Source organism: Methylosinus sp. sav-2 (assembly GCF_004366495.1).
Classification (GTDB): domain Bacteria; phylum Pseudomonadota; class Alphaproteobacteria; order Rhizobiales; family Beijerinckiaceae; genus Methylosinus.
Genome location: NZ_SOEJ01000016.1, coordinates 38,315 through 54,472 on the forward strand (window position 1 = coordinate 38,315; position 16,158 = coordinate 54,472).

The 16,158-nt window shown below is 64.3% G+C and carries 14 protein-coding genes; 6 read left to right on the forward strand and 8 right to left on the reverse strand.

All coding sequences use genetic code 11. From position 1 onward, the window contains the following. Positions 1 to 8: 8 nt before the first annotated feature. The 5 genes from EDE12_RS18560 to EDE12_RS18580 all read right to left on the reverse strand — a co-directional run bounded on the left by EDE12_RS18560 (position 9) and on the right by EDE12_RS18580 (position 5,661). Positions 9 to 902 carry a cupin-like domain-containing protein gene (locus tag EDE12_RS18560; protein WP_024881758.1) on the reverse strand — a complete coding sequence of 298 codons (894 nt, stop codon included), beginning with the start codon at positions 900 to 902 and terminating at the stop codon, positions 9 to 11. A gap of 102 nt (positions 903 to 1,004) precedes the next feature. Further along, on the reverse strand, positions 1,005 to 1,229 hold the full coding sequence (locus EDE12_RS18565; protein ID WP_024881757.1) for an MbtH family protein: 225 nt from the start codon (positions 1,227 to 1,229) through the stop codon (positions 1,005 to 1,007). Between the two features lie 408 nt (positions 1,230 to 1,637). Further along, entirely contained in the window at positions 1,638 to 2,879 is a 1,242-nt protein-coding gene (locus tag EDE12_RS18570; protein ID WP_036290553.1) for a PepSY-associated TM helix domain-containing protein, read from the reverse strand. Positions 2,880 to 2,913: 34 nt separating this feature from the next. Then, the gene (locus EDE12_RS18575; protein ID WP_024881755.1) at positions 2,914 to 5,157 is read right to left on the reverse strand and encodes a TonB-dependent siderophore receptor; all 2,244 of its coding nucleotides are present in this window, start codon (positions 5,155 to 5,157) and stop codon (positions 2,914 to 2,916) included. Positions 5,158 to 5,241: 84 nt separating this feature from the next. Further along, the gene (locus EDE12_RS18580) at positions 5,242 to 5,661 is read right to left on the reverse strand and encodes a hypothetical protein (protein ID WP_134188220.1); all 420 of its coding nucleotides are present in this window, start codon (positions 5,659 to 5,661) and stop codon (positions 5,242 to 5,244) included. Positions 5,662 to 6,030: 369 nt separating this feature from the next. Between EDE12_RS18580 and EDE12_RS18585 the strand changes: the two genes are divergently transcribed. Together EDE12_RS18585 and EDE12_RS18590 are read left to right on the forward strand one after the other, a co-directional pair. Beyond that, on the forward strand, positions 6,031 to 6,708 hold the full coding sequence (locus EDE12_RS18585) for a response regulator transcription factor (protein WP_024881753.1): 678 nt from the start codon (positions 6,031 to 6,033) through the stop codon (positions 6,706 to 6,708). Then, positions 6,705 to 8,078, forward strand: coding sequence for a HAMP domain-containing sensor histidine kinase (locus EDE12_RS18590; RefSeq protein WP_024881752.1), 1,374 nt, complete (start codon positions 6,705 to 6,707; stop codon positions 8,076 to 8,078). The genes EDE12_RS18585 and EDE12_RS18590 overlap by 4 nt, the downstream gene beginning before the upstream one ends. Positions 8,079 to 8,258: 180 nt before the next feature. On the opposite strand, the gene EDE12_RS18595 is transcribed toward EDE12_RS18590, so the two are convergent. Next, complete coding sequence (locus tag EDE12_RS18595; protein ID WP_245275726.1) at positions 8,259 to 8,981, reverse strand: aminotransferase class III-fold pyridoxal phosphate-dependent enzyme; 723 nt, start codon at positions 8,979 to 8,981, stop codon at positions 8,259 to 8,261. A gap of 678 nt (positions 8,982 to 9,659) precedes the next feature. Here EDE12_RS18595 and EDE12_RS18600 point away from each other — a divergent pair. Next, the gene (locus tag EDE12_RS18600; protein WP_024881750.1) at positions 9,660 to 10,289 is read left to right on the forward strand and encodes a FecR family protein; all 630 of its coding nucleotides are present in this window, start codon (positions 9,660 to 9,662) and stop codon (positions 10,287 to 10,289) included. A 9-nt stretch (positions 10,290 to 10,298) separates the two neighbouring features. On the opposite strand, the gene EDE12_RS18605 is transcribed toward EDE12_RS18600, so the two are convergent. Both EDE12_RS18605 and EDE12_RS18610 read right to left on the reverse strand, forming a co-directional pair. Beyond that, a complete protein-coding gene (locus tag EDE12_RS18605) occupies positions 10,299 to 12,239 on the reverse strand; it encodes an adenylate/guanylate cyclase domain-containing protein (RefSeq protein WP_051592389.1) in 1,941 nt (646 codons plus the stop codon). Positions 12,240 to 12,390: 151 nt separating this feature from the next. Beyond that, positions 12,391 to 12,921 (reverse strand): YchJ family protein, encoded by a 531-nt coding sequence (locus EDE12_RS18610; protein WP_026598241.1) that lies wholly within the window; start codon positions 12,919 to 12,921, stop codon positions 12,391 to 12,393. A gap of 497 nt (positions 12,922 to 13,418) precedes the next feature. Between EDE12_RS18610 and EDE12_RS18615 the strand changes: the two genes are divergently transcribed. From EDE12_RS18615 to EDE12_RS18625, 3 genes are all read left to right on the forward strand, one after another. After that, positions 13,419 to 13,628, forward strand: a complete 210-nt coding sequence (locus EDE12_RS18615; protein WP_024881746.1) for a cold-shock protein — start codon at positions 13,419 to 13,421, stop codon at positions 13,626 to 13,628. Between the two features lie 31 nt (positions 13,629 to 13,659). Next, positions 13,660 to 14,007 carry a TIGR02300 family protein gene (locus tag EDE12_RS18620; protein ID WP_024881745.1) on the forward strand — a complete coding sequence of 116 codons (348 nt, stop codon included), beginning with the start codon at positions 13,660 to 13,662 and terminating at the stop codon, positions 14,005 to 14,007. Between the two features lie 204 nt (positions 14,008 to 14,211). Continuing rightward, on the forward strand, positions 14,212 to 15,957 hold the full coding sequence (locus tag EDE12_RS18625; protein WP_026598242.1) for a DEAD/DEAH box helicase: 1,746 nt from the start codon (positions 14,212 to 14,214) through the stop codon (positions 15,955 to 15,957). The last annotated feature ends 201 nt before the right edge of the window (positions 15,958 to 16,158 follow it).

The window sequence follows — 16,158 nt, forward strand, 5'->3', positions numbered from 1 at the left end:
CCGATCGGTCACGACACGTAGCTGAGATAGGATTTGTAAAAGGGCATGACGCGCTTCGACGGGACGCCTGCCCACATGCCGAAAGCGATCAGCGCATTGTAGTAGACATTCTGGAGAGGCATGCCGCGCATAGCCGCCAGCAAACCTTTCAGAGCGCTGCCTTTCGTGTGCCAATCGACGTTGAAGGACAAAGCGCAGTCGAGGCTTCTGACATGATGCAGCGTGCCGGGCGGCATGTAGAGCAGATCGCCGGGGCCGATCACGATCTCGACGCCTCGCGCGTCGCGGTAGAGCGGATAGCGCTCATGATCGGGATTTTCCACGTCCACTTTGCACCAGCGCCAATTGTAGGGGTAGCAGCGCTGCAGATCGTCGTGAGGAAATAGCGTGAAGCGCTTCCTGCCCGAGACTTGAAAGAACAAATTGTGAGTCAGCAGACAGTCGAAATGCAGCGGCGTGAGGCTGGCCGACGGCCCGAGAAACATCTGGGCGAATTTGGGCCAGTCGGCGCCGTACCAGGACGGAAAGTAGCTTTGAGGAAAGGCCGCGAGATCAGCGTTCGCGTTACGAAACACGCTGGTCAATGGAATGTCGTGCAGATAGAGCGGCCTCTCTCCGACCTGCTCGCCCGCCGCACAGCGCCTTTCATAGAGCTCCAAACCATCCAGATAATCGGCCAAAGGCATATGAGATATTTTGACCCCGGAAGCGGTCCATTCTTTCAGCGGCGTCTTCGAGCCGCCGGCGTGCCGACGGAGATAATCGAAGGTCCAGTCGGAGAGGGCCGCGCATTCTTTCAAGGCGCCTCGCACGACCACCGGCCGCGCGGGGCGAATGTAGAATTTCGCGAAATCGTCAGGCGACAGACGGTCCAGCTCAGCGACGCGGTAGGCCTTCGACATTCCCGCTCCTACTCTCTGATCTTTTGCGACCGCAGTCCGCACGCGCAATTCGCGCGTCGTCCCGAGGCGACCGTGCTCGCGACGATCGGCGACAGGACAGGCTCAGGACGCTTCCGACTGAGCTTCCGCCATTTGCCGGCGCAAGCTCAAAGGACGCATATCCGTCCACACCTCTTTGATGTAGGCGAGACACTCCGCTTTCGGGCCGGTTTTGCCGACAGCGCGCCAGCCGGCGGGAACTGGCTTGTAATCGGGCCATATCGAATATTGTTCTTCGTGATTGATCACGACCGTGTAGGTCGTGCGATCCTCGTCGTCCCGATCCATGAGCAAGCTCCTCTCGATCCGAATTGTCGTTCGCCTGCAGCGCTCACAATGAGCTGCGCACGACGCGGCCGAAATATTCCACGAACAGAATTGGCTCCGACGACATCGCGCCTCGCTGTCGCAGTCTTGCAGAAGGCTGCAACCGCGTTCGGTTCGTTCACAGAGTTAGACGGATCGGTCTCGCAAAACATGCCAACGAAATTTCAGAAATTGCTTTTCGGATGCGTGGACTTCATCGCCGCCCAGCGGCGCTCGCCGAAAGCGTCAGCCGCTACGCGGCGGAAGACGCCAGCGCGCCGCGCATCGCCTCGCGCCAGAAAGCGCGCGCGCTGTTCGACTCGTGCGTCGAAAGCGTTCTCGTCGGAGATCGGCTCGCGATTTCAGCTCGCGAAGCGCGCGCGAGGCTCGTTATTCCGAGGATCGGAGCGCAACCGATTTCGGCGCCTTGGCCGAGTCGCGTTGCGCATGAAGGCGGCGGGCTCTTCGCTTTTTCCACCAGATGTAGACGCCCGTCGCCGACAGCGCCGTGAGCGCGAGGCCGAGCGCACAGACGAAGAGCCTGTAAGGCATGCCGAAAATGCGCGCCATGTGAAGCGCGTAGAGCCAGCTCTCGATCGTATTGCCGATATGCTCGCCAGTGGGCTGCGACGCTTCGATCAAGTGGCCATCGTCGCCGTCGAACATCACCGACGTCGCGCCGCCTTTGGGCGATCGCTCGAAGAGATCGCGGCTGCCGCGGACCTCATAGAGATAGGCGTTCGCCTCTTCCAGATAGGAGAGCGCCAAGGCATTGCCGAATGTAAAGCCGCGCAGGGCCGACTGCTCGGCGATGAGCCGCTCGCCGGCTCCCTGCGCCGCAGGCCAGTCGAGCGCCGGCGGCCGGTAGGCGCGTTGCGGCAAGGATAGGTAGAGATCGATCGACGAGCGGAAATCGAACAAAGTCCGCATCACCGGCTCGTAGACGAAGGGCCGCAAATTCATCATCACGCTCGACCAGGCGAAGACGAACAGCGCCGCCCATAGCCAGAGGCCGCCCGCGCGGTGGAGATCGAAGTTCAGGCGGTAGAAGCCGGCGTTGCGCTTGACGAGCCATGCCGGCTTCCAGCGCCGCAGAAAGGACTTCGTCGTGGGCGGAAGGGTCAGAAAGAAGGCCACGAAGCAATCGATCGTCCAGATCGTCGCCACGATCCCCAATATCAGCTGTCCGACGCCGCCGAGCATGAGGCGCCAGTGGAGATCGTAGATGAAGGGCATGAGATTGACGAGGCCTTCGGAGAGATCGGCGCGCCTACGTCGGCCGAGTTCCGCGCCAGTCCATGGATCGACGAAGAATTCCGTGAAGCCGAGATCATACGGCTCGTTCGTCTGAGAATTCTGCCGCGGCGCGAAGGAAATCGAGACCTGATCGGGCTCGGCGTAGGTCACGGAGGTCACGCGGCCTCGAGGGACCTGCGCCTCGGCCCGAGACGCCAGAGCCGCGAGATCGAGCGGCGCCGCATCGGTCCGCGGCGTGGCGAAGAGCCGGGGCGCGAAAACGCGCTCCAGCTCCGTATTGAAGGCGAGCAGGCTGCCGGTCAGGCCGACGACGACGAGAAACGCCGCCATCGCGAGTCCGGCCCAGCGATGCAGAAAGACGAAAAAGCCACGCAAGGCCTCCCTCCTCTCCAGAGCCGAACGCCGCTCGTCACCACTGAAAATTCACTGATCCGATAAAGGTGCGCGGCGCGGCGTAATAGGCGGATTGAACGCGATCACTATATTCGAAATACCGTCGGTCGGTCAGATTCTTGATGTTCAATTGAAACTTGATCTTATGCCCTTCGATCACGGTGCGATAGGCGCCCATCGCATCCAGCTTGACATAGCCTGGGAGCTTCCATGTGTTGGCGTCCGTGCCCCAGCGATCGTCCGTGGCGTAGACGCCGCCTCCAAACTCCCAACCCTCCTGCACGCCCGGCGCCGTATCCCATTTCGCCCAGATATTTCCGACATGCGGCGCGACGCTGTTGAAGCGCTTGCCGGCGTTGCCATTGCCGAGATCGTCGACGATCTTCGCGGAATCGAACGTATAGCTGGCGATCACGCTCAGATTCTCGGTCAGATTTCCAGCCACGTCGACCTCGATTCCTCGACTGGCGACAGTGCCTGCGGCGCGGCTGAAGCTGGGGTTGACGGGATCCGGCTCCAGAACGTTTTTCTTGGTGATATCGAACAAGGAGACGCTCGTCGTCACCCTCCCATCGAGCCAGATCTTCTTGATCCCCGCCTCCCATTGCAGGGCTTCTTCTGGCGGGTATATGGTTCCGCCGCTCGACACGCCATTATTCGTGCCGAACGACCGGACATAGCTGCCGAATATCGATGTGTCGTCCGCGAGCTTGAACAAGACGCCGACGCGAGGCGATAGCTTCGGCTTATCGGCGAAGTGATCCAGCGGATAGGCGGTGCAAGCAGGGAAGCATGGCGCATCCGCCTCTCCATAGACATGCGAATAATTGACCTCGGCTTTGTCCCAACGGCCGCCGAGCAGGACGTGAATGCGATCGTCCCAGAAAGAAATCTGGTCCTGAGCATAGACGCCGAAGTCTCGCTCGCGGGATCGGAACAACGCATTTCCTCGTCCCGTATCGGCGAGATAATGCAAATAGCCGTTCAAATTGCCATAGGTCGGCGCATAGACGTTGAGCGGCAACGTCGGCGTGCCGGCGGCGTCGATGCCGAACGAGTCGTCCTGATAGGAATACCAGTCGACTCCGATCAAGGTTTTGTGCTTGATCGGTCCCGTCAGTATTTCGCCAGTCAAATCGAGATTGGTCGCGACGATGCGTCGCTGATACTGGTAATTGCTGAAAGTCCTCGCGACATTTACGCCGTCGAACCCGCCGTAAGAAAAGAAGCCGGTCTGATTTTCGTCATTCGTGACAAAATGGAAGCGATTGGTGATCTTCCATTTGTCGTCGAATTTGAAGGACCAGTCGTAACCGACGACGGTTCGATGCACGACATAGGGAAAGTCGCTCCACAGGGCAGGGTCGCCGACCGAGAAGCGCCTCGACAGATTCAGCGGACGATCGTTGAAGCCCGGAATGACCACGGGCCGACCATTGTCGTCGAAAAGCGTGTTGACGGGAACTTTGCCGAGCCCGTCCGGCTGCGACTGCTTCTTCTGATAATGCTCGACCTGAGTGTTGAACTCGAAGTTCTGAGTCGGCCTGAACGTCAGAAAGAGCGCCACCGCGCCATTGTCATGGTGCTCGAAATCGGTGAAAGAGTCGCCGTGATCATATGCGCCCATGACGCGGTAGAGCAGAGTTTTTTCGTCATTCGCGGGGCCGGTTATATCCACGGTGGTGCGCGACAATCCCCAGCTGCCGAACTTCGTCTCGGCCTCCGCCTTGAACTCCTCCTGGGGACGCTTGGTCACCACATTGACGAAGCCGCCGGGCTCGAGGCGCCCATAGAGCACGGAAGCCGGCCCTTTGACGATTTCGACCCGATCGGTGAAAGCGATCTCCTCCCCGCCGATGAGGCTCTGGAGCTTCAGACCATTGCGCCAGGTCGCAGGCATGTTGAAGCCGCGAATCATATAGCGGTCATAATAAGTGCCGGGCGACGATTGCACGCCGCTGACATTCTTGACGGCCTCCATCGTGCTCAGGGCCTGCTCGTCGACGATCACCTCATGCGGGATGATCTGCACCGACACCGGCGTGTCGAGCAGAGGCGCATCGGTCTTGGTGGCGCTGACGGCGGAAGACCGAGCGTAGCCGGTCTCCTTCGCCGCGGGTCCCAAGGCGCCGCGGACGGCAGACGGCTTGGCTTCCCCAGCGACATCGATTGTCGGGAGCGCCTCCTGTGCGCGGGCGGCGATAGAGGGAAGCAGAAGAACCAAGGCGGAGACGCCCCGCAAGAGGGTCGAGTCGATCATAGCTGAATTTCTCCTGGCGCGACGACATTGGCCGCGCGAAAGCCGAAAGGAACGAAGACGCGGAGCTGCCGCGCCGATCGAACTTCAGGAGAACAGGGGCGGCGCGCGTGGCGACCAAGAGCTCGCCCAGCCGGTCGGGCGGCCGCCGCGCTTGTCGACCATGGGTCTAGGGCCGCGGCCCATCGCGCCGAAACCCGGCAATTCGGCGAGAAAGGCGCTGTCGAGGTCGAACGCCAGCCGCGCCGCGTCGCAGTCGCAGGCGCCGAAGAGCAGACAACAGGCCGGCTCCTCGGCCCGGACGGGGATGTGCGAATGAGGATTCGATTTTTGCGCGACGCAATCGATAGAGGGCGGCGATGCGCCGAGCTCGTGCGACATCGAATGCGGCGACACGCCGCCGATTGCGGCGAGGCTCTGGAGGACGAACGAGAGCGCCGCCAGGCTCATAAAGAGCCGATGGAGCCTCTGCGCCAATCCTTCCAGCCGGGTTCCAGCCGCCGTCATGGCGCGAAGCCTCCGCATCTCCATTTGTCGCCGCCCGCCGACTCGACGCCGATCAACCCCGGCAAAATACGGATAAATCCTCCCCTTAGTCTCACATCCGGCGCGGCGCGCCGAATATCGGCTCACTGTATCCTCCGAGCAACAGACCGCGTTTCGATCGACGGAGCCAGCCATTGATTTATCGTAAAGTTTTCGTTCAGATCAAAGTTGCTGCGGCCTCGACGTCCAGCCCGGCCGCGAACTAGAGCGTGACCCGATCCAATCGGCTCGGATCACATTCGAGATTCTCTATTCGGGAGCGAATTCTGATCGATCGAACGATCGGAGAGCGCTCTAGGAGAGTATTTTCCCCAGGGGAAGGGTGAGATCATGCGTATTCTCCTCGTCGAGGACGAGCCGGAGATGGGGCGACTGGTCGCCTCGCTCGTCGCGGAAGCCCAATTCATCGTCGATCGCAGCGGCTCGCTCGAGGAGACGATCGAAGCCGCGGCGAGGGCCAATTATGGTCTCATTCTGCTCGACCGGCGCCTGCCCGACGGCGACGGTCTGTCGATCGTCGCCGATTTGCGCAGGCTGCGGCCCGGCGTGCGGATCATAATGTTGACGGCGCTGGACTCGCTGGACGACACGATTTGCGGGCTGGACGCGGGCGCGGACGACTATCTCGCCAAGCCGTTCCGCGGCCCGGAGCTGATGGCTCGGATCCGGGCCTGCCTGAGGCGTCCTGGAGCCGAGCCGCAGCCTTCGCTCGCCGTCGCCAATCTCGCCCTGGACCTCGCCAGTCGCGAGGTGACGATCGCCGGCCGACCCGTCGGCTTGCATCGGCGCGAGCTCGCGCTGCTCGAAGCGCTGATGCGGCGCGCCGATCGTGTCATAGCGCGTGAAGCGTTGTTGGACGAGGTTTACGGCCTCGATGCCGAAATCCAGCCGCATACGCTCGACACTCTCGTCTGGCGATTGCGCAAGCGGCTCGAATCCTTCGGCGCCGGCGTCACGATTCATCTCGCGCGCGGCATCGGCTATATGCTGACGGAATCGGCGCGATGAGCAGAGGCCCTTCGCTGGCGTTGCGGGCGGCTGCCTATCTCTTGGCCGCGCAGCTCGTCGCGGTCGGCGGGGGCTGGATCTGCGCGCTCGTTCTCGGCCTCTTCGGGCTGGAGGATTTTGCGACCTCGCTCGATGAGATCGCCTATCCACGCACACGCGAGCTGATCATGGCGTCTATCGAACGCGGCGCAGATGGGGCGCTACGAGTCGAGCCCACACAGGCGCTACTCGCCGAATTGGCGCGCAACCCAAAGTTGAAATATGCGGTGTTCGAGCCGATAGAGATGCGGCCCGCCCCAGGTTCCTCGCCCGAGCTCGTGACGGCTTTGACGAGCCTCCGCGCTCTTCATCCGAGCTGGGTTCATTTCTCGCTGGACCCGCATCAGCACGGCCGACCGACCGGTTATCTCCAATCGCGAGAGACGCCCTACGGCCCCGTGTCGATCGGCGTCCACGGCTTCACATTTCGTTGGCCGGATATATTTGTCTCGATGTTCTACGACGCCAAATGGATGAGCGCCTATTTCGGCCCCGCCATTCTCTTTTCCATTTTCACGAGCTGGTTCGCCGTGCGCCGCGGGCTCGCCCCGCTGCGCGACATCGCCGCCGAGGCCGCGCGGATCGACATGGACACGCTCGAACAACGTCTTCCCGACGCAACGACGCCCGCGGAAGTCCGGCCGCTGGTCGTCGCCTTCAATCAGGCGCTGGAGCGCCTCGACGCCGGAGCCGCGCGACTGCGCCGTTTCACCGCCAACGCCGCTCATGAATTGCGCACCCCTGTCGCGATTTTGACCGCGCGCCTCGACGCTCCGAAGCAGCCGAGCTTTCTCCTCGATCTGCAAGGCGACGCGCATCGCATTCGCAATATCGTCGAGCAATTGCTGGCGACGACCCGCCTGTCGGATAGCCCTGCCCGCTCGACAGAAGAGGTCGATCTCGTTGCCTCGAGCCGGCGCGTCGCCGCCGATGCGCTGCTGCTCGCTGTTCAGAATGGTCGCCAAATCGAATTCGATGCTCCCAATTCCGCTGTCTTTGTCCGCGGAAATCGCGCGGCCCTCGAGTCCGTTCTCTCCAATCTCGTCGACAACGCGCTACGCGCCGAGCCCGAAGGCGGATCTGTGATCGTCCGCGTCGGCGCCGACGCCATGGTCGAAGTCATCGACCATGGCGAAGGAATCGCGGAAGCGGATCGCGAGCTCATTTTCGAGCCGTTCTGGCGCAAGAGCGAGGCGCCGCCGGGAACGGGTCTCGGCCTGACGATCGCGAGAGAGCTGATGACGCGCCTCGGCGGCCAAATCGTCGTCGGCGACACCGAAGGCGGAGGCGCGACGTTCAAGCTCTCTTTTCGGCGGCTGCCGCAAGAGTGAGATGCGGCAAATTGCACCTCCGAGATATCGATGAAGGCCTCGCGCCGACCTCCGGTGAAGGCGCCGACGGATCGAGCCTCGCGCCTCGATCCGTTCGATAGCGACGCCCGATCCTTTGATTTCCGTCGCGCCGATCATCGCTCCGCATCATCGCAATTCCCGGCGCGATCGCGTCGGCTCTCATTGCGTCTCCCGCGCGCAGACCGCGTCGATGATGGATACCGCCGCGTCGATTTCGCCTTCCTCGATCGTCAGCGGAGGAAATAGGCCGACGAACGATCCCATGGCGCGGGTGAGGAGCCCGCGTTCGGCCAGCATCGCGCGCATCGGCTCCGCCTCTCCGGGGCACGCCAGGCCCTGCAACAGGCCGATGCCGCTCAGCGCCGTGAACGCCCCGCGGCGCTTATAGAACAGCTCCGTGAGCCGGTCTTCGAGACGCCAGCCTCGATTCTGCACGCGTTCCAGAAAGCCGGGAGCCGCCAGCATATCCATAAAAGCGCGCCCGCTCACGAGCGTCGACCGATCGACGAGAGGCGGGTGGCCCGGCGCTCCGCGCGCCAATCTTTGGGTGACGACCAGCGCCGCCAGCGGCGGGGCGTTCGCCGGCCGATGGAGGGCGACCATCACGTCCGGGGTCACGCCGGTCCATTCATGCGCCCACAGCATGCCCGAGCGCCCGAAGCCGCAAGCGCTTTCGTCGTAAGCGAGGACGAGTCCATATTCGTCCGCGGTCTCGCGCAATCGCGCGAGCTGCCCTCCCGGAACGATTTCGAAACCGGATTTCGTCCTCACCGGAGCGATCAGTATTCCAGCCGTCCGATTGTCGATTTCCGTGGCCAATGCGCCCGGATCGTCCGTTTGGAGCAGCACGACATCGCCATCGGCTTCCAAGCCGGGGGGCAAGCCTGCCGCTCCGTCCGAGGCTCCGACGCAAACGATGAGCCGGCGTCGCTTTGGGCGGCCGACAATCCGATGGTGACGCCGCATCATCTCGACTGCGTAGCGCCAAGCCTCCCCCTCGGATCGAAACAAGAAGACGCGATCGCCAAAAGAAAGCGGAGTGATTTGGGCGCAGAGCGCGTCGGAGAGCGCGGCCGGCTCGAGAGGCTCGTCCGATAAATCAGCTGAGTCTTCACAATTCTCGGGCGCGGCGCCGGAAAAGTCGAGCGGAGTCGTGGCCGCAGACCCGTCACTGCCGATGACGGGCTCGATTTGCTCATTGGGCTCATTGGCCGAATCTGACGATGCGCCTGACATGTTCCGCTGTTCGAGGGCGAGGCTGCGCGCTTTCGAGGCGTCGCGCCCGGTTCCAGTCGTAATTCCGCAAGCAAGGATAGAGCCACAGGCCCCGTCGCCGGACAAAGTCGGCTTTACGATACAGATGCCCGACTGCCGCCGCTTCTCTCTCGCTTCGCAAAATGATTGTCGCAAGCGCCTTTGGACCGAGCGACGAAGAAGACGGTGTCTCGGGCTTGCGATCTCATCGCGCGAGCGCCATGGCTCTTTCCCCAGAGCGCTGTCTCCGATGGGCTTGCGCCGCCAGCGTCGCCGCACCAAAGTGCGGCGAAAGGAAGCTGCGTCATGTCCAACCGTCACTTTGCTATCCTCGCCGCGGCCCTCGCCACGATCGGCTCCCTCGGGCTCGCACGCGCGGAGCCGGTCGGCTCTGTGGTCGCGGCGCGCGGGGAAGCCGCGCTGGAGCGAGCCGATGGGCGTTCGCCGGCGGAGGCGGGTGCGGCCGTCCTGCTGAACGATCGCGCCACCACTGGCGATGCGTCGCGGCTCGATCTCAAGCTCGGCGCGGCGACGCGCCTGCGGCTCGGCGCCAATGCGGTGCTGAAAGTCGACAAATTCGTCGGGAAATTATCCGCCCGGACCACTCTGGAAGAGGGAGCCGTTCTGATCGACCGCGCCAGCGGGGCCGAAAAAAGCTTCGACCTCGAGACGCCTTACGGGCTTTTGTCGGCGCGCGGCACGGTGTTTTTCGCCGGCCCCAGCCGGGGAGTGTTCGGCGTTTTCGTCCAGAAAGGCGCCGTCGACGTCGTCACGCGGTCGGGTTCCGTGCGGCTGACGGCCGGAGAGGGCGTCGATTTCCCGCCGCCTCGCGTGGTCTTCCTTCCCGGACTGCTCGACGCTGAGCCCTCGGAGCCGAGCCCGGTGACAAAATGGGGGGCAAAGCGCATCGAGGAGGCGCTGGAGTCCGTCCGCTGACGCGGCGCGTCACTCGCCCGCGAGCGTGAAGATCATCGTGTCCTCTGGCAGGCCTTTGAGCCGCAGCATGCCGAGCGGCGCCAAATCGCGCCGCGCCGCCGCCGCGGCGGCGCCCGGTCCGATGCAGATTTGCGAATCGAACTGCTTGTTCGCCTGCTCCAGCCGGGCCGCGACGATCACCGCATCGCCATAGGCCGTGTAGTTCAAGCGGCGCGCGCCGCCGACATCGCCGACGATCGCCGGCCCGGTCTCGACGCCGACTCGCGTGCGTCCGAAGCCCGCCTGCGCCGCCAGCGGCTCTTTGCGGAAGCTTTCCGAAAATTCGACGATCGCCGCGGCGCAGGCGATGGCGGCGTCGACGTGATCGGCGCGCTCCAGCGGCACGTTGAAAAAGGCGTGAATGGCGTCGCCGGTCACGCCGTCCACCATGCCGCCGTGATCGGTGACGATTCGCTCCAGGCCGCCGAGATAGACGTCGAGCAGGGCGATGAGGTCGCGCGGCGCGAGGCGGCGCGTCATGGGGGTGAAATTTTCGATATCGGTGAAGAGCGCCGTGATGACGCGCATCTCGCCCTTGCGCCGCAGACGCTCGGGGTGGGCGATGATCTCGCGCACGACGTCAACAGAAAGATATTGCTCGAATTTGCGCGAGATGAACGCCTTCATCTGGCGCGTGCGGGCGAAGGCCGCCGCCGCGGCCATATTGCCGGAGAGCAGGACGATGAGCGGAGGTCCGGCGGGATCGAGGACGATATTCTGAAAGATCAGCGCCGTCGCAGCGACGGCGATCCAGAACGCGGACAGGGCCGACTGCAGGGCGAAGGCCGTCATGGGGCCGACCCTCGCGGCGACGGCGGCGGCGACGGCGGCGAGGACGAGGGCCGCGCCGACTTCCATCGCGACCGCGTGCTTCGGGCGCAACGGAGCTATTCCGGCGAGGAGCTGCTCCGCCGCTTCGGCGTGGATCTGCACGCTGGGGGTCAGCGGGCCGAGCGGAGTCGGGCGCAGCGCTCCCGCCTGCGGCGCGCTGGCGCCGACAATGACCAATTGTCCCGCAAGCCGCTCGGGCGCGACGCGCCCTTCGAGAAGGTCGGCGGCAGAGAGCGTGCGCTGCGCCCAATGGGCGGGATCGGACCAGCGCAGGCGCAGCGCGCCGCCCTCGCCCAAAGGCGCGCGGCGCGCCCCAATCTCGAGCCGGCCGCCTTCGACAGAGAGCATGGCGACATTTTCGGCGACGCGGGTCGCCTCCAGCGCGAGGCCGGGAATGAGCCGATCGCCGACCGAGAACAGCAGCGGCGCCCTGCGCACCACCCCGCCCTCCTCACCGAACAGCGACGACACGCCGAGGCCCAGAGCCGAGGCCGCGAGCGGCTCGTGAGGCGTGAGCGCGCCGGCGATCGGCCGCGCGGATTGCGGTCCGGTCGGCTCTTCGGCCTGCACGAAATTGAACGCGGCCGGCGGCGCCGCGCCGCCCGCCAGCGCCGCCAGAATCGTCTGGCCACGCTCGAGCGTCTCGCCGAATTCGTGATCTGGATCCGGCGCCTGCGCGAGAATCGGCGCGAGCTCGGCGCGCAATTTCGGATCGGACACGCCCTCGATATGAGCGCGCAGGGAATGTCGATCGGATCTGTCGAAGAAAATGTCGAAAGCGAGCGCCGCGGGACGCCCGTCGAGAATGCGCGCCGCGAGCCGCGCCATGTCGTCGCGCGGAAGCGGCCAGCCGCCGGCGCGGACGACGGTCGCCGAGTCGATATCGACGACCAGCACGCCGGCGCGCCCTGTCTCACGCGGGGCGACCCGCTGTAGCGCGTCGATCGCGCGCTCGCGCAGCACGCTCGCGAATCCGTGGAGATCCGTGGCCGAGAGGGCTGCGAAGATCAGCGCGCCGACGCCGCCGACGACGGCCGGCGCCGTGAGAAGGCGTTTGAGCTGGCGTCGCCGGTCGATCATGCGATGCGGGCCTTTGACGCCGACTGAGGAAAGAGCGAGCGCCGACGCCTTTTGCTACAGCGCTGGCGCTAGGGTCAATCCGGCGTCGCCATGGCCGAGCCGGCGTTCGGCGCTCCCCCGAGAGCGAACGCCAAGCCGCCGCGGCGCGATCTCAGGTCGCCACGCCGCAGCATTTTTTGTATTTTTTGCCCGATCCGCAAGAACAAGGGTCATTGCGTCCCGGTCTCGGCTGCCGGATGACCGGCGCGCTCTTGCGGCCCGCGCCCTCGACGAAATACCAGCGCTGATCGGCTTCGTCGAAGCGAAACAGGGATTTCTCACGATGCGTGAGACGCAGGCCTTCCGAAATATAATGTGCGGTGAATTCCACATGGCCGGTGGCGTCGCCGGGCTGGCCCGCCTCCGTCGCTTCTATGTCGAGGCCGAGCCATTGCGATTTTTTCGACCAATCGGTGGCCGCCGCGCGGTGGAAGCTGGCCCGACGCTCGGGCGCGAGCGTATTCTCCAGATAATCGATGCGGCCGAGAACATAGGCCGTGTAGCGCGAGCGCATCAGCGCCTCGGCGGTCGGCGCGGGTTTCGCCCCTTCGACATGAGGGCCGCAGCAAGCGGAGAGGGGCGCCGGCTCGGCGTCCTGGGCGCGGCAGGGACAGGGCTGATCGGTCATTCGAGGACGGCTCATTTGTTTGCTCGGACGCGTTCCGATCGACGGAATTCGTGTCCGAAGAGAGAATCCAATGCGCTATTCATTTAGATTGCATAGCGAATTGGAAGTGGAATCTTGGCGCAGTAAGCAGCCTGTGTCTCGAGGTTCAACTGTTTTTTCAGCGCCTGATTCCCATCCCCCTGATGTTTGACAGGGACCAGGACGCGGCTCAGCAGCTCGAGGCGGCCGGCCCAGGGGCCGAGCTCGCGCGCAATCGCGTCTCGAAATAAAGCGCGCGAGGCGCATCCTGTGGCGACGCCAGCACGCGAGCCCCGCAAACATAGTCTCGCAGCGAAACCGCTCTGTTGCATTTTCGTCCCGACGCCCTATATCTCCTAAATCGAGTTTCGGCCGAACGAACGAGCTTTCCCGCCTTTTGGCGCGTCGGCGTGCGACTTTCCTCCCAGAGCTTCGATCTACATGCGACCGCGCGACCGCGGCCGCCCAGTCTTCGCGCGAGAGAAGGAAAACGCATGCAAACCGGTATCGTGAAGTGGTTCAACTCGCAGAAGGGCTTCGGCTTCATCCAGCCGGACTCCGGCAGCGCGGATGTGTTCGTCCACATCAGCGCGGTGGAGCGCGCAGGGCTTCGCGGCCTCGCCGAAGGCCAGAAGATTTCCTACGAGACCGTCATCGACAAGCGCAGCGGCAAATCTTCGGCCGACCAGCTGCAGGTCGCCTGAAGCCCGAATTCTCGACCAAGAGGAGAAGGCCGTGGCGAAAGCCGAACTTGGCGCGAAGCGCCGATGCCTGAGCTGTGGCGCCGCGTTTTTCGATCTCAATCGCGAGCCGATCACTTGTCCCAAATGCGCGGCGATCTTCCAAGTCGTGGAGCTGCCGCGCTCGCTTCCGCGGAGGGCTCCGTATCGCTCCATGGCCGGCGACGCGCGCATCGGCGACCAGCCTCCGAGCGACGCCATTTCATCGTCTGAAACGGAGACGGAAGCCGAGGCGGAAACAGAGACCGAGGAAGAGGTGGACGAAGACGCAGAAGCCGACGACAGCGTCCCGCCGCCGATCGACGACGACGACAAGATCGAGGAGATCGACGACCTCCTCTAGAACGCTATTCTCCGTTAGAACGCTATTCTCCGTTCGATCGGAAGCGCCATCTAGCGGGACGCGCGCGAAGCAAATAATATCGCGCCGACCAAGCTCGCTTCGGCGGCCCCGACCTTCCAACGAGCCGATGGCTCGACGAGACCCGTTCGAGCGCGTATCTCTCGCCCATTCTCTGCATCGCCCACTCGCCAGGCAAGCTCACCCGTGACCTTCCCGAACGCCCGCGCCCCGCTCGCCAAAGCCTTGGCGGAGCGCAATTACAATTCGCCCACGCCGGTTCAAGCGGCGGTGCTGTCCGCCGAAGCGCAAGACGGAGACATTCTCGTTTCCGCTCAGACCGGATCGGGAAAGACGGTCGCCTATGGCTTGGCCATCGCCTCGACGATTCTCGGCGAGGCGGATCGCCTGCCGGAGCCGCATGCGCCCCTCGCGCTCGTCGTCGCGCCGACGCGCGAGCTCGCCTTGCAGGTCGAGCGCGAGCTGGGCTGGCTCTACGAGCACGCCGCGGCGCGAATCGTCTCTTGCGTCGGCGGCATGGACGCGCGCCTCGAGCGCCGCAAATTGACGGAGGGCGCCCATATCGTCGTGGGAACGCCCGGACGTTTGCGCGATCACATAGAGCGTGGCGGGCTGGACACGACGCGCATCGTCGCGGTCATTCTCGACGAAGCCGACGAGATGCTCGACTTGGGCTTTCGGGAGGATCTCGAGTTCATTCTCGAGGCGACGCCGCAGGATCGACGCACGCTGCTCTTCTCGGCCACCATGCCGAAGGGCATTGCGGCTCTGGCCAAGCGTTATCAGCGCGACGCGCGGCGGATCGACGTGGCGCGTGGGGAGCGCGGTCACGGCGACATCGACTATCGCGCGGTTCGCGTCGCGCCGAAGGAGACGGAGCTCGCGACCGTCAATCTCTTGCGCTATTTCGAGGCGCCGACTGCGATCGTGTTCTGCAACACGCGCGAGTCTGTTCGCCATCTGCATGCGATCTTGCTCGAACGCGGTTTTGCGGCCGTGCTGCTGTCGGGCGAGCTCGGCCAGCACGAGCGCAACCACTCCATGCAGGCGCTTCGCGACGGGCGGGCGCGCGTCTGCATCGCCACCGACGTTGCGGCGCGCGGCATCGACCTGCCCAATCTCGATCTCGTCATTCACGCCGATCTGCCGCATGACGCGGAAGCGCTGCAGCACCGCAGCGGTCGTACCGGACGCGCCGGGCGCAAGGGCGTCAGCGCGCTGCTGATTCCCTCCGCGAGACGTCAGCGCGCCGAGCGTCTGCTGCGAGACGCGGGCGTTCACGCATTTTGGAGCGGGCCGCCCTCCGCCGAGGAAATCAGCGAGCTCGATCGCAAGCGCATGATGAGCGACCCGCTGCTGCTGGAGCCGCCGAACGAGGAAGATTTCGAAGCGGCGAAGCTGCTTCTCGCGGAACAATCGCCCGAGCAGCTCGGCGCGATGCTCGTTCGCCTCTATCGCGCGCGGCTTCCCGCGACCGAGGCCGTCGTCGACCCCGGGCAGGAGCCCGAGCGCCGGGAACCTCGCGAGTCTCGGGAGCCCCGAGAGCCCCGCCCCTCCCGGGCGGCAGGCGCAAAGCCGGCCAAAGAGCCGCGTCCGTCCCGCTTGCCCGGCGGCGCCGTCTGGTTTCGTCTCGACATCGGCCGAGCGAAGAACGCCGATCCGAAATGGCTGCTGCCCATGCTCTGTCGCAAGGGAAATCTCACGCGGCAAGACATTGGCGCGATCCAGATCTTCGAGCATGAGACGCAGGTCGAGATCGCCGAGCCGGCGGCGGCGCAATTCGTCGTCGACATGCGCCGGCCGGGCGGCGACAATATTCGCGTGGATCGTCTGGACGGCTATTCCGAGCCGAGACACGTCAAGCCGCCGCGCAGAGACGCCCCGCCGAAGCACAAGCAGAAGCCGCGGCGGGAAAAGCAGCCGCGGGGCTGACGGCTTCGGCTTCTTTGCGCTGCGTTCGGCGGGCGTGACTTTCTGACAGTCCGCCAGATGGCGACGCCCGACCATCGATAGCCGCCGCACCCACTGCGCAAATATTTTCGTGACATTCGTCGCCGAGCAGCGACCGCAGGCTGCTCATCGTCGACGCTCCCCCAGGGCGACGCGCGCGCAGAAAATTGTTTGGCGCCTTCG